The organism is Streptomyces sp. NPDC086766, assembly GCF_044746005.1.
Classification (GTDB): Bacteria; Actinomycetota; Actinomycetes; order Streptomycetales; family Streptomycetaceae; genus Streptomyces.
Genome location: NZ_JBIVBI010000005.1, coordinates 115,397 through 128,348, shown reverse-complemented (window position 1 = coordinate 128,348; position 12,952 = coordinate 115,397). Strand labels below are relative to the sequence as shown.

9 protein-coding genes are annotated in these 12,952 nt (G+C 71.5%); 2 read left to right on the top strand and 7 right to left on the bottom strand.

What is annotated here, in order from left to right; all coding sequences use genetic code 11:
• Nucleotides 1–40: 40 nt before the first annotated feature.
• From ACIPM1_RS11255 to ACIPM1_RS11235, 5 genes are all read right to left on the bottom strand, one after another.
• Entirely contained in the window at nucleotides 41–991 is a 951-nt protein-coding gene (locus ACIPM1_RS11255) for an alpha/beta hydrolase (protein WP_356184601.1), read from the bottom strand.
• Nucleotides 988–1,482 carry a phage holin family protein gene (locus ACIPM1_RS11250; RefSeq protein WP_402432138.1) on the bottom strand — a complete coding sequence of 165 codons (495 nt, stop codon included), beginning with the start codon at nucleotides 1,480–1,482 and terminating at the stop codon, nucleotides 988–990. The genes ACIPM1_RS11255 and ACIPM1_RS11250 overlap by 4 nt, the downstream gene beginning before the upstream one ends.
• A 115-nt stretch (nucleotides 1,483–1,597) precedes the next feature.
• Nucleotides 1,598–3,040, bottom strand: a complete 1,443-nt coding sequence (nhaA, locus tag ACIPM1_RS11245) for a Na+/H+ antiporter NhaA (RefSeq protein WP_402432135.1) — start codon at nucleotides 3,038–3,040, stop codon at nucleotides 1,598–1,600.
• Between the two features lie 179 nt (nucleotides 3,041–3,219).
• Nucleotides 3,220–5,175 carry an acetate--CoA ligase gene (gene acs, locus ACIPM1_RS11240; protein ID WP_356184594.1) on the bottom strand — a complete coding sequence of 652 codons (1,956 nt, stop codon included), beginning with the start codon at nucleotides 5,173–5,175 and terminating at the stop codon, nucleotides 3,220–3,222.
• 328 nt (nucleotides 5,176–5,503) lie between these two features.
• On the bottom strand, nucleotides 5,504–7,972 hold the full coding sequence (locus tag ACIPM1_RS11235) for a SulP family inorganic anion transporter (RefSeq protein WP_402432131.1): 2,469 nt from the start codon (nucleotides 7,970–7,972) through the stop codon (nucleotides 5,504–5,506).
• 357 nt (nucleotides 7,973–8,329) lie between these two features.
• On the opposite strand from ACIPM1_RS11235, the gene ACIPM1_RS11230 reads away from it, so the two are divergent.
• Nucleotides 8,330–9,586, top strand: a complete 1,257-nt coding sequence (locus ACIPM1_RS11230; RefSeq protein WP_402432128.1) for a hypothetical protein — start codon at nucleotides 8,330–8,332, stop codon at nucleotides 9,584–9,586.
• Between the two features lie 6 nt (nucleotides 9,587–9,592).
• Here the strand turns inward: ACIPM1_RS11230 and ACIPM1_RS11225 are convergent, their stop codons facing one another.
• Nucleotides 9,593–10,573, bottom strand: a complete 981-nt coding sequence (locus tag ACIPM1_RS11225; RefSeq protein ID WP_402432125.1) for an ATP-binding protein — start codon at nucleotides 10,571–10,573, stop codon at nucleotides 9,593–9,595.
• 100 nt (nucleotides 10,574–10,673) lie between these two features.
• On the opposite strand from ACIPM1_RS11225, the gene ACIPM1_RS11220 reads away from it, so the two are divergent.
• The gene (locus tag ACIPM1_RS11220; RefSeq protein WP_402432122.1) at nucleotides 10,674–11,537 is read left to right on the top strand and encodes an oxidoreductase; all 864 of its coding nucleotides are present in this window, start codon (nucleotides 10,674–10,676) and stop codon (nucleotides 11,535–11,537) included.
• Nucleotides 11,538–11,906: 369 nt separating this feature from the next.
• Here ACIPM1_RS11220 and ACIPM1_RS11215 read toward each other — a convergent pair whose 3' ends face one another.
• Complete coding sequence (locus ACIPM1_RS11215) at nucleotides 11,907–12,740, bottom strand: HAD-IB family hydrolase (RefSeq protein ID WP_356184584.1); 834 nt, start codon at nucleotides 12,738–12,740, stop codon at nucleotides 11,907–11,909.
• Nucleotides 12,741–12,952: the final 212 nt, after the last annotated feature.

Sequence of the window (12,952 nt, the reverse complement as noted above, 5' to 3'; positions counted from 1 at the left end):
GACAGCTGTTCAGGTCCGGATACCGGGCGCAGTGGCTCGGTCACCGATCGGGTTCGGGGTCCTTCAGCCAGTTGACCAGTTCGGTGGAGAACGCGACCGGATCCTCCTCGTGCGGGAAGTGCCCCAGCCCGTCGAAGAGCCGCCAGCGGTACGGCGCCTCGACGTACTCTCCCGAGCCGGCCGCGCTGCGGATGCGCTGCACCGGGTCGAGGGAGCCGTGCAGATGCAGCGTGGGCACCCGCAGGGGCCGCTTCATCCGGCGGTAGAACTGGATGCCGTCGGGGCGGGCCAGGGACCGCACCATCCAGCGGTAGGGCTCTATCGAGCAGTGCGCCGTGGAGGGGATGCAGATGGCGCGGCGGTACGTCTCCACCGCCTCGTCGTCCGGCAGCCGCGGCCCCGACCAGTCCCGTACGAGCCGGGCCACGAGCGCCCCGTCGTCGGCGGTCAGCTGCCGCTCGGGGATCCACGGCCGCTGGAAGCCCCAGATGTAGGAGCTCGCCGCGCTCTGCCGCGGGTCCGAGACCATCGCCGAGCGCCAGCGCCGGGGGTGCGGCATCGAGGAGACCGCGAGCCGCCGTACGAGCTTCGGGCGCATCGCGGCCGCCGTCCACGCCAGATAGCCGCCGAGGTCGTGACCGACCAGGGCGGCGTCCGGCTCGCCGAGCGAGCGGATCACGCCGGTGATGTCCAGCGCGAGGTTGGCGGGATCGTAACCGCGGGGCGTGCGGTCGCTGCCGCCCACGCCCCGCAGGTCCATGGCGACGGCCCGGAACCCCGCGTCGGCGAGCGCGGCCAGCTGGTGCCGCCAGGTCCACCAGAACTGCGGGAAGCCATGCAGCAGCAGCACCAGCGGGCCGTCGCCGAGCTCGGCGATGTGGAAGCGTGCGCCGTTGGCGGCCACGTCCCGGTGGGTCACCTTTCGGCCGCCGGGCAGGTCGAGCCGTACGACCGAGGTGGGCTGCGCCGGAGGGGTGGCGGGATCCGTCATGACGACGAGCGTGCCACAGCCTCGATGGCCTGGGGCGCCCGGTCCTCCAGGGCCGGGGTCTCCGGGCGGGGGTGCGGCTTGGCCTTCTGCAGGACGTTCGCCGTCTCCTTCATCGACGCGGCGACCTTCTGCGGGCCCTGGCTCTTCTTCGCCTTCTTGGCGAAGGCCACGCCGATCAGCGCGAGGACGCCGGCGACGAGGACGTTGGCCGCGAAGGACAGCAGGAAGCAGACCGCGAGGTTCCAGCCGCTCCAGGTCCGAATGCCGTACGCGAGGGCGAAGTTGAGCATCGGCAGGGAGAACAGCAGCAGCACGCCGGCCGCGCTGAACGCGCCGCCGCTCGTGGCGCCGCGCTTGACGTCCTGCTTCAGCTGGGCCTTGGCCAGCGCGATCTCGTCGTGCACCAGCGCGGACATGTCGGTCGTCGCCGAGGCGAACAGCTGGCCGATGCTGCGTTCGGCGCCGACCGGGCTGCCGTCGGGTGCGCTCATCGCGGTCTCCCTCTCCTGACTGGGTGGAATTCCGTCCGGGTTCTGGTCCGGCTCGACTGCCGCCTGACTTCTGCCCGACTGGGGACGGTCCTGTCATTTGTACCGTCCCGTCAGATCATGCCGGACTGTCGTTCTCCTCGCCTGCCCCGCCCGGCACTTCGGCAAGCCGCCGTGCCCGTTCGGCGGCCTTCTCCTCGGCGATCCGCCGGTGCTCGGCGGCCTTCCCCTCGTGGATGGCGGCCATGCGCAGGTGGTACGCCGGGTCGTCCTCCTCGTAGACGTCGGGGATGCCGTCGAGGTCGTCGTCGCGCTCCTCGGCCTCGCACAGCCTGCGGTACTTGGCGTTCCGCACCTTCAGCAGGACGGTCGCCAGCGTCGCCGCGACCAGGGAGCCGCACAGGACGGCGGCCTTGACCTCGTCGGTCATCGCCGCGTCGCCCTCGAAGGCCAGCTCGCCGATGAGCAGGGAGACGGTGAAGCCGATCCCGGCGAGCGAGGCGACGGCGAACACGTCCGCCCAGGCCAGGTCGTCGCTGAGCGAGGCCCGGGTGAAGCGGGCGGTGAACCAGGTGCCGCCGAAGATGCCGACCGCCTTGCCGACCACGAGCCCGAGGACCACGCCGAGGGTCTCGGGCCGGGTGAACACGTCCGACAGCGCGCCCCCCGAGAGCGAGACACCGGCGCTGAACAGGGCGAACAGCGGCACGGCCAGGCCCGCGGACAGGGGCCGGACGAGGTGCTCGATGCGCTCGCCGGGGGAGTGCTCCTCGCCGTCGCGGGTGGTGCAGCGCAGCATCAGGCCCATCGCCACGCCCGCGATGGTGGCGTGCACGCCGCTGTTGTACATCAGCGCCCAGACGACCACGGCGAGCGGGACGTACACGTACCAGCCGCGTACGCCCGCCCGCAGCAGCAGCCAGAAGACCGCCAGACCGGCCGCCGCGCCGCCGAGCGCGGCGAAATTCAGGTGGTCGGTGAAGAAGACGGCGATGATCAGGATCGCGAGCAGGTCGTCGACGACGGCGAGCGTGAGCAGGAACGCGCGCAGGGCGCTCGGCAGCGAGGTGCCGATGACCGCGAGGACGGCGAGGGCGAACGCGATGTCGGTCGCCGTCGGCACCGCCCAGCCGGCGAGCGATCCGCCCCCGGCGGCACTGGTGAGGGTGTAGACGACCGCGGGTACGGCCATGCCGCACAGCGCGGCGACCACCGGCAGGACGGCGGCCCGCGGGTCGCGCAGGTCGCCCGCGACGAGTTCGCGTTTCAGTTCGATGCCGGCGACGAAGAAGAAGATCGCGAGCAGCCCGTCGGCGGCCCAGTGCGCCACGGAGAGGTGCAGACCGAGGGCCGAGGGGCCGAAGTGGAAGTCGCCGACGCTCTCGTAGCTCGCGCGCAGTGCGGGGATGTTCGCCCAGGCCAGGGCGGCCAGCGCGGCGAGGAGCAGCAGCACGCCGCCGACGGTCTCGGCACGCAGCGCGTCCACGACGAAGGTCCGCTCGGGCAGGGAGAGCCGTCCGAGGACCTTGCGGGCGGTGTCGCTGGTGCGGGGTGCGGCCACGGTGGGACCTCCGGGTCGATGCGGCTTGCCGCCGTCGCGCGGGATCACCGACGGCGTCGCCGACCAGACTTCCCGGCACACCCTGAGGTCACCAGTTTACGGGCCCCTTACGAAGTCGGGGCCGGCCGAGGGCCCAGGGTGCCCTGCCTCCGGGGCACCCTGGGTGAGGCCGTCGGTCCTCAGTCCTCGCTCGGCGATGCCGGGAGCTTCGTCTGGATGAGGTCCATCACCGTCGAGTCCGTAAGGGTCGTGACGTCCCCGAGCTGCCGGTTCTCCGCCACGTCGCGCAGCAGTCGCCGCATGATCTTCCCGGACCGCGTCTTGGGCAGCTCCGCCACCGGCAGGATCCGCTTCGGCTTGGCGATCGGGCCGAGCGTGCTGCCGACGTGGTTGCGCAGCTCGGCGACCAGGTCCTCGGTCTCCGCGGCCGCGCCGCGCAGGATCACGAAGGCGACGATCGCCTGCCCGGTCGTCTCGTCCGCGGCGCCCACCACGGCCGCCTCGGCGACCGACGGGTGCGACACCAGGGCCGACTCGACCTCCGTGGTCGAGATGTTGTGCCCGGACACGAGCATCACGTCGTCGACGCGGCCGAGCAGCCAGATGTCGCCGTCGTCGTCCTTCTTGGCGCCGTCACCGGCGAAGTACTTGCCCTCGAAGCGCGACCAGTAGGTGTCGATGAACCGCTGGTCGTCGCCCCAGATGGTGCGCAGCATCGCCGGCCACGGCTCGGTGAGCACGAGGTAGCCGCCGCCGCCGTTGGCGACCTCGTTCGCCTCGTCGTCCACGACCGTGGCGGAGATGCCGGGCAGCGGGCGCTGGGCGGAACCGGGCTTGGCCTCCGTCACCCCGGGCAGCGGCGAGATCATCATCGCCCCGGTCTCCGTCTGCCACCAGGTGTCGACCACCGGGGTGCGGTCCGCGCCGATGTTCTTGCGGTACCAGATCCACGCCTCGGGGTTGATCGGCTCGCCGACCGAGCCCAGCACGCGCAGGGAGGACAGGTCGAACTTCGCGGGGATGTCGTCGCCCCACTTCATGAAGGTGCGGATGGCGGTCGGCGCCGTGTACAGGATCGTCACCCCGTACTTCTGCACGATCTCCCAGAAGCGGCCCTGGTGCGGGGTGTCGGGGGTGCCCTCGTACATCACCTGCGTCGCGCCGTTCGCCAGCGGTCCGTAGACGATGTAGGAGTGGCCGGTGACCCAGCCGACGTCGGCCGTGCACCAGTAGACGTCGGTCTCCGGCTTGAGGTCGAAGACGGCCCAGTGCGTGTACGCCGCCTGCGTCAGGTAGCCGCCGGAGGTGTGCAGGATGCCCTTCGGCTTCCCGGTCGTGCCCGAGGTGTACAGGATGAACAGCGGGTGCTCCGCCCCGAACGCCTCCGGGGTGTGCTCGGCCGACTGCCGGCCGACCAGCTCGTGCCACCACACGTCCCGGCCCTCGGTCCAGGCGACCTCCTGGCCGGTGCGGCGGACCACGAGCACGTGCTCGACGTTGTCCACGCGCTCGACCGCCTCGTCGACGGCCGGCTTGAGCGCGGACGGCTTGCCGCGCCGGTAGCCGCCGTCGGACGTGATCACGACGCGGGCGTCGGCGTCCTGGATGCGTGTCGCCAGCGCGTCCGCGGAGAAGCCGCCGAAGACGACGGAGTGCGCGGCGCCGATCCGGGCGCAGGCCAGCATGGCGATCGCCGTCTCCGCGATCATCGGCATGTAGATCGCGACCCGGTCGCCCTTGCGGACGCCCAGCTCCAGCAGCGCGTTCGCTGCCCTGGAGACCTCGTCCTTGAGCTCGGCGTAGGTGATCGCGCGGCTGTCGCCGGGCTCGCCCTCGAAGTGGATCGCGACCCGGTCGCCGTGCCCGGCCTCCACGTGCCGGTCCACGCAGTTGTACGCCACGTTGAGCGTGCCGTCCTTGAACCACTTGGCGAACGGCGGGTTCGACCAGTCGAGCGTCTCGGTCGGTTCCTCGGCCCAGGTCAGCCGCCGGGCCTGCTCGGCCCAGAAGCCGAGCCTGTCAGCCTTGGCCTGTTCGTACGCCTCCGCCGTGACGTTGGCGCCCGCGGCCAGGTCAGCCGGCGGCGCGAAACGTCGCTCCTCCTTCAGGAGGTTGGCCAGGCTTTCGTTGCTCACGACATCTCCCTTTCCCAGGGTGTCCGTTGTGTCCCAGGCCACAGCTCATCAGACCGGGGGTCCGATGACAAGGGTCGCCCGAACATTGGTTTAGACCTCTTTGCGGAAGATTTGCACGGCCGCTCGGGGGCACGGGGGCGCCCCTGGGCGGCCCGCGCGTCGTCCCGGCGGCCGGGTTCATCCGTTCCCACGGATCGGAGACCGCGGAAGTTCAGCACGATCCACAAAGATCCCGGTCGGCGTGGCGCCCGGCGGGCGGGTCACCCGCGGCGGGCTCCGGCGGCCTTCGCCGGACCTCCCGCGCGGGCGCCCGCCCCCGGGTGAACGCTCACGCCGGACTGGGCAGGTCCTCCGGCGCCTCCACGCCGGTGAACACCTCGACCCCCGCCTCCCCCGTCAGCAGGTAGGCCTGGGCCTCACCCACGTGGAAGTACATGCCGTGCAGCTCCAGCGTGCCCTCCCGCAGGGCCTGGTCCACCGAGGCGTGGTGGCGCAGGTGCTCCAACTGCTGCACGACGTTGGTCAGGCACAGCAGCTCCACCGCGTCGGCGGGCCGCCGCCCCGACAGCCGCGGCCGGGCGGGACCGGCGTCGGCCATGCGCTCCAGGCTGGGCAGCCCGTGGCGCAGCCACCGCTCCAGGGGCGTCCCGGAGTCCCGTGCGTCGGGGGCCGGGGGGCCTGCGTCCCGCGTGTGGGCGCCGTGCCCCCGGGCCTCCCGTGCGCGGGTGCCCTGTGCCGGTGCGCCCCGGGACCCCGTCACCGGGCCGGAAGCGGAGTGGAGCAGCGCCTGCATCGCACCGCACCCGGAGTGCCCGCACACCGTGATGGAGCGGACCCCGAGCACGTCCACCGCGTACTCGATGGCGGCGGCCACCGAGTCGTCCCCGCCGTCCTCGCAGGGCGGCGGCACGAGGTTGCCCACGTTGCGCACGACGAAGAGGTCGCCCGGACCACTGGAGGTGATCATCGAGGTGACCAGCCGCGAGTCGGCGCAGGTGAGGAACAGCTGGGACGGCTGCTGCCCCTCCCGCGCCAGTCGCGCCAGCTCCCTCCGCACCAGCGGTGCGGTGTTGGTGTGGAACGCGCTGATGCCACGAGCCAGTTGCTGTCTGCTGGGGGCAGTCCCGCCGACCCGGTGGCCGGTCTCCGCGCGGGTGTCGGCCGCCGGTGCCCGGGGCGTGTCCCGGCACTGGTGGTTGCGCCAGGGCGTCCAGGGCCGGCAACGGCATCCGGTGGTGTCGGCGGGCTCGGCGATGCCGACTCCGGCGCGGCGTCCGGTGATGTCGGCGGAGCCGCCCTGCGCGGTGTGCGTCCGCTGCCAGTCCTGCAGTGACTCGTGCGCCGCATGGTCCATGAACGAGCCGTCCAGTTCGACGACCGCGTCGGCCCCGTGGGGTACGAGGTGCAGGGCGCGGCTGAGCCGCGGCACCGCGAGGAACGTCAACTGCCCTCGTACGTGGACGTGATGGACTCCCTCCTTCTCGTCGTGCGTGATGCGGGTGCGGGCGAGGCGGTGCAGAGCGACGGCGACGGCCACGGCGACCCCGAGGACCACGCCCTCCAGGACACCGAAGGCCACCACGCCGAGGGTGGTGACGGCGTACACCAGCACCTCTCGGTGGCGGGTCACCGTGCGGATGTGGTGCAGGGACACCATCTGGATGCCGACGGCCATCACCAGGGCGGCGAGCGAGGCGAGCGGGATGAGCTCCAGGATCGGGACCATCAGCAGCGCGGCAACTACTACGAGAACGCCGTGCAGCATCGTGGAGTTCCGGCTGACGGCGCCCGCGCGCACATTCGCCGAACTGCGCACCGCCACCCCGGCGACCGGGAGCCCGCCGAGCGCGCCGGAGACGACGTTGGCCGCGCCCTGTCCGAGCAGCTCCCGGTCCAGGTCGGACCGCGGGACCCGGACGGTGGGCGCGGGGCGTCCGGCGGCCAGCTTGTCCACGGCTACGGTGCCGAGCAGCGACTGCACGCTGCACACCAGCGTCGTGGTGAGCACGGCGGCGACGACGCCGGCCACCGGACCCTCGGGCAGCCCGGCCAGGGCGTGACTGCTCCACGAGGGCAGGTCCACCCGGGCCAGGCTGAGCCCGGCGAGGGAGGCGGCCCCCGTGGCCCCGGCGACCGCGACGAGTGCGGCGGGCATCTTGCGCAGGAGGTCACCGGCCCGGCCGGGAAGTCTCGGCCAGAGCAGCAGGAGGGTCAGCGTCAGCACGCTCACCGACACCGCGGCCGGTTGCAGTCCGGCCAACTGGGCGGGCAGCGCACGGAGGTTGGCGATCACGGAGCTCTGCGGGCTGCCGCCGAGGACGATGTGCAGCTGCGCGACGGCGATGGTCACGCCGATGCCGGCGAGCATCCCGTGCACGACGGCGGGGCTGACGGCGAGCGCGCCGCGGGCCACCCGCAGGCAGCCCAGACCCAGTTGGGCGAGGCCGGCGAGCACGGTGATCCCGCAGGTCGCACGCCATCCGTAGTGGTGGATCAGGTCCGCGGTGACGACCGTGAGTCCGGCGGCGGGGCCGCTGACCTGGAGGGGGCAGCCGCCGAGCCGTCCGGCGACCAGGCCGCCCACGGCCGCGGCGACGAGGCCGGCCTGGAGCGGGGCGCCGGTGGCGAGGGCGATGCCGAGGGACAGGGGCAGGGCGATCAGGAAGACCGCGATCGAGGCCGACAGGTCGGCGCCCGCGACACGGAAGCGGCCCGGGCCCGGCGGCGGGCTGTGGGGCTGGTGGGTGCGCTGGGGCCGAGCAGGGTCGGCGGCGTGGGTGGGGGCGCAGGCTGACATGTTCCCGTCTCCTCCGGGCGGCGCGGTCGCGGAACTGGTGGTCCCCGCACGGGGCGGGGTCGGGTCGCGGCCGTGGGTCACGGCGTACAGCGGCGGGATGGATCAACTGGAGCAACTGAATCAACGCTCGGTAAAGCGATCGTAATTCAACGTAAAGGTCATGCATGAACATTCGGTGCAAATGGTGCATCGCTTCACTCCGATGAGTGAAGTGATCTTTTTATCGGCTTGTCGTACTAATTCCTCCTCGCCCTCGTGCGACCTTGACGGCGCTACCGGCGCGTCCGGCGCGCCCGGCACAGGACCAGCACACGCCGTCTCGGCGTTGGACGAGAGAAGGAAGAAGGTGGGCGGAACATGGCCGCCAACCAGAGGATCGCCGCGGGCGCCGTGGTCGCCGCGGCCTGTGCCTCTTCGCTCGCGGGTTGTGCGGGCGACACCGATGTTTCCGGACAGGGGGCGCACGGCCCGCTGGGTGCGCCCGCGCCCGGAAGCGTCGTCCGCCTCATCGGCGACGGCTCCACCGCGTACACCGGGGCCCAGCCGCACCTGGCCAGACCGGAGCGGCTCGAACCCGGCCAGAAGCCACCGCAGTTCGTGGTGTTCTCCTGGGACGGCGCGGGGGAGGACAGCCAGAAGCTGTTCTCCCACTTCCGCAAGGTGGCCAAGGCCAACAACGCGACGATGACGTACTTCCTCAGCGGGGTGTACCTGCTCCCGAAGGACAGGCGGGAGTTGTACCGCCCCCCGCAGCACGAGCCCGGCAGCTCGGAGATCGGGTTCAACGACGAGAAGGGCATCACCGACACCGTCAAGCAACTCCGCCTGGCGTGGCTGGAGGGCAACGAGATCGGCACCCACTTCAACGGCCACTTCTGCGGTGAGAACGGCGGCGCCGGCCAGTGGTCGGTCGAGGAGTGGAAGAGCGAGATCGCCCAGGCGAAGGAGTTCGTGAAGACCTGGAAGACCAACACCGGGCTGCGGGACGCCGCCCCGCTGCCGTTCGACTACGACAAGGAACTCGTCGGCGCCCGCACCCCTTGCCTCGAGGGCCAGAAGAACTTCATGAAGGCGGCCCGGGATCTGGGCTTCCGCTACGACACCAGCGGCGTCAACAACCAGGTGTGGCCGAGGAAGAAGTACGGCCTGTGGGACCTGTCGATGCAGCTCGTGCCCTTCCCGGGCCACACCTACGAGCAGCTCACCATGGACTACAACTTCATGGTCAACCAGTCCGGCACCCTGACGCAGGGCGACCCCGACAAGTTCGGCTACTGGGGCGACCAGATGCGCGACGGCCTGCTCAAGGGCTTCTACCGGGCCTACGACGGCAACCGCGCGCCCCTCGTCATCGGCAACCACTTCGAGTCCTGGAACGGCGGCACCTACATGCGCGCCGTCGACGAGGTGGTGGAGCAGGTGTGCAACAAGCCCGACGTGCGCTGTGTCTCCTTCCGTCAACTGGCCGACTGGCTGGACGCCCAGGACCCGCAGACCCTCGCCAAGCTGCGCGGCCTGGGGGTCGGCGAGGCCCCGCAGCAGGGCTGGGCGTCCTTCCTGTCCGGCCACCCCGCCCCGGCCCCCAGGGGCGTGCCCGGGGCGCCGAGGCCGTAGCCCGTCTCACGCGGGAGCGGTGACGCCTTCGCCGAGGACTAACCCGGGGTCGATCTGCGCGGCCAGGTCGGCCCCGGTGCGTGCGTTGCCCCACGAGTGGGCGTTCTTCAGGTGGAAGTGCGTCATCTGGCGGGTGTAGCGCTCCCAGTCGCGCAGCTCGTAGGCGGCGTCCGCGGCGACCTGGAGCGTGCGCAGGGCACGGCGGTTGGCGTCCTCCAGGAAGGGGAACCGGGGCGGCCGGCCCTTCTCCATGGCGCGCACCCAGTCCGAGTGCCCGACGGTCACCAGCAGGTCGTCCCCGACCTCGGCGCGGAGGAAGTCGAGGTCGTCCCGGCCCTGCACCTTGTTGCCGACGACCTGCAGGACGATGCCGAAGTCGCGGGCGTACTCCTTGTACTGGCGGTAGACGGAGACCCCCTTCCGGGTCGGCTCGGCGACCAGGAACGTGATGTCGAAGCGGGTGAACATGCCGGAGGCGAAGCTGTCCGAGCCCGCCGTCATGTCGACCACGACGTACTCGTCGCGGCCGTCCACCAGGTGGTTCAGGAACAGCTCCACCGCTCCGGTCTTGGAGTGGTAGCAGGCGACCCCCAGGTCGGCGTCCGTGAAGGGGCCCGTGACCATCAAACGCACGGCCCCGCCGTCGAGTTCCACCGGCCGCGCGCAGGCGTCGTACAGCGGGTTGTCCTCGTGCACGCGGAGCAGCCGCGACCCCTCGCCGGGCGGCGTGGTCTTGATCATCGTGTCGGCGGAGGCGATGCGCGGGTTGGTGCCGCGCAGGTAGTCCTTGATCAGCGGCAGCCGGTCGCCCATCGCGGGCAGCGCGGCCGACTCGGCCTCCTCCAGGCCGAGTGCGGCCCCGAGGTGCTGGTTGATGTCGGCGTCGACCGCGACGACGGGCGCGCCGGAGGCCGCCAGATGGCGGATGAACAAGGAGGACAGCGTGGTCTTCCCGCTGCCGCCCTTCCCGACGAAAGCAATTTTCATGTTCACGAAGCGTAGTCGGCGGTCACGTTGGGTGGCAGATGTGCGTGAAGAAGACCACTCCTTCGTGGGGTGGGGGCCCGGGGTGCGTAGGGTCGTACTCATGAGTACGACAGGCGCGAACGCCGATCAGCCCCCAAGCTCTCGCGTGGGCTCGGGCAGGGAGGATCCCCTTGCGGCCCTGGGCTCGCTGCCCGGCGTGGCCGAGTCCGTGGAGTCCGTGCGCAAGGCCGTGGACCGGGTCTACGGACACCGGATCATGCGGCGCCGGAGCAACGAGATCACCTCCGAGGCGGCGCTGCGCGGCGCCCGGGGCTCCGCGGCGCTGTCCGGTGCCGACTGGGCCCTGGAGGAGGTGCGCCGGCGCACCGACTTCAGCGGCGACGACGAGGCCCGTGTGATGGGCGCGGCGCTGCGGCTCACGGCGGAGGCGGGCCAACTGCTGTCCATCTGGCGGCAGTCCCCGCTCCGCGTGCTGGCCCGGCTCCACCTGGTGGCCGCCGCGAGCGACGACGGCACGGTCGGGCGGCCGCGCCAGGAGGGCGAGGGCGTCGACGAGCCGCTGATCGAGCTGCCGCTGCCGAGCGCGGCCGAGGTCTCCGGGCGCCTGGAGGGGCTGTCGGGGCTGATCATCGCGGGCGGTTCCGCTCCCGCGCTGGTCACGGCGGCCGTGGTGCACGGTGAGATCCTCGCGCTGCGCCCCTTCGTCTCCCACAACGGCCTGGTCGCGCGGGCGGCCGAACGCATCGTCCTGATCGGCAGCGGCCTCGACCCCAAGTCGGTCTGCCCCGCCGAGGTGGGTCACGCCGAGCAGGGCCGCGCGGCCTACCTGGCGGCCCTCGACGGCTACGTCTCCGGCACCCCGGAGGGCATGGCCGCCTGGATCGCCCACTGCGGCAGGTCGGTCGGACTGGGCGCGCGCGAGTCGACGGCGGTGTGCGAGGCGCTGCAGCGCGGGGCGGCCTGACAAGGGTTGCGGCGGTACGAGGACTCGTACCGCCGCTGGCATGTCCACCGAGTTACCAAGCGTCCTCGATATGTCGCCCATCAGGTCGGGATCTTTGCCCGTCACCTGGTGCGGCTGGCCCGTAATCGACGGGTCGACGTCGCGTGGGTGCTCCGTGGCCATGCTCGGTCCGTGGGGCCAAATGCGTTGAAAGGTGATCCTCGCGGATGTCCTTCGGTCTCGCGGGCCGTTGTGTCCTTTGTACTGCAAGCGGGGAGTAAGCGGAACCCCTGCCTGCACTTCTTTACTTTTGGCCGCAAAGGCATCCGAAACGGGCGCCGAGGCGTCGAACGGGGGCCGCCCCGGCGGACATGTCGGCCCGTCAGGTCCTCAGGCCGGCAAGGCCCGGCGCCGACTGGCGTACCAGACGAGCCCCGCGGTGGCCGCCGCCGCCCCTATCGCGGCCGCCGCGACCAGAGCCGGACGCGGCGGTACGGAGAAGGTGGGCACCCGCTGCTTGAGCCGCACCGGCCGGTTGAAGTCCAGGATCGTCCACTCGCGCGCGAGCGCCTCCCGGCGCAGTGCCCGGTCCGGGTTGACCGCGTGCGGATGGCCGACCGCCTCCAGCATCGGCAGGTCGGTCACCGAGTCGCTGTAGGCGTAGCAGCGGGAGAGGTCGTACCCCTCCGACTCGGCCAGCTCCCGGATCGCCTCCGCCTTCGTCGGACCGTACGCGTAGTACTCCACCTCGCCGGTGAAGCAGCCGTCCTCGCCCACCACCATCCGGGTGGCCACCACCCGGTCCGCGCCGAGCAGTTCGCCGATCGGCTCGACCACCTCGGCGCCCGACGTGGACACGATGACGACGTCACGTCCGGCGGTGTGGTGCTTCTCGACGAGGGACGCGGCCTCGTCGTAGATGATCGGGTCGATCAGCTCGTGCAGCGTCTCGGCGACGAGGTCCTTGACCTGCTGCACGTTCCAGCCGCGGCACAGCGCGGACAGGTACGCGCGCATCCGCTCCATCTGGTCGTGGTCGGCGCCGCCGGCGAGGAAGACGAACTGGGCGTACGCGGTGCGCAAGACGGCCCTGCGGTTGATCAGGCCGCCTTGGTAGAACGACTTGCTGAACGTGAGCGCGCTCGACTTGGCAATGACCGTCTTGTCCAGATCAAAGAAGGCCGCTGCGCGAGGCAAGGAGTGGTTTTCCACGACCCCGAGCATAGGGGCAGCCCATTCGGCGTAAGGTGGGCGCGTGGGTTTGCCTGAGAGGGCTCTCGGGTACACCATGGAAGTCACGGATCGTTCGCGACCGTGCTAACCCGGTCCGACTCCTCCCCCCCCGAGTCGGCCGTGGAGACGACCCCCGCTCTCCCCCCCGGCGGGGGTCGTCGCATGTCCGGACGCCTTTCCCCTCTTTTTCGCCTGCTCCCTGC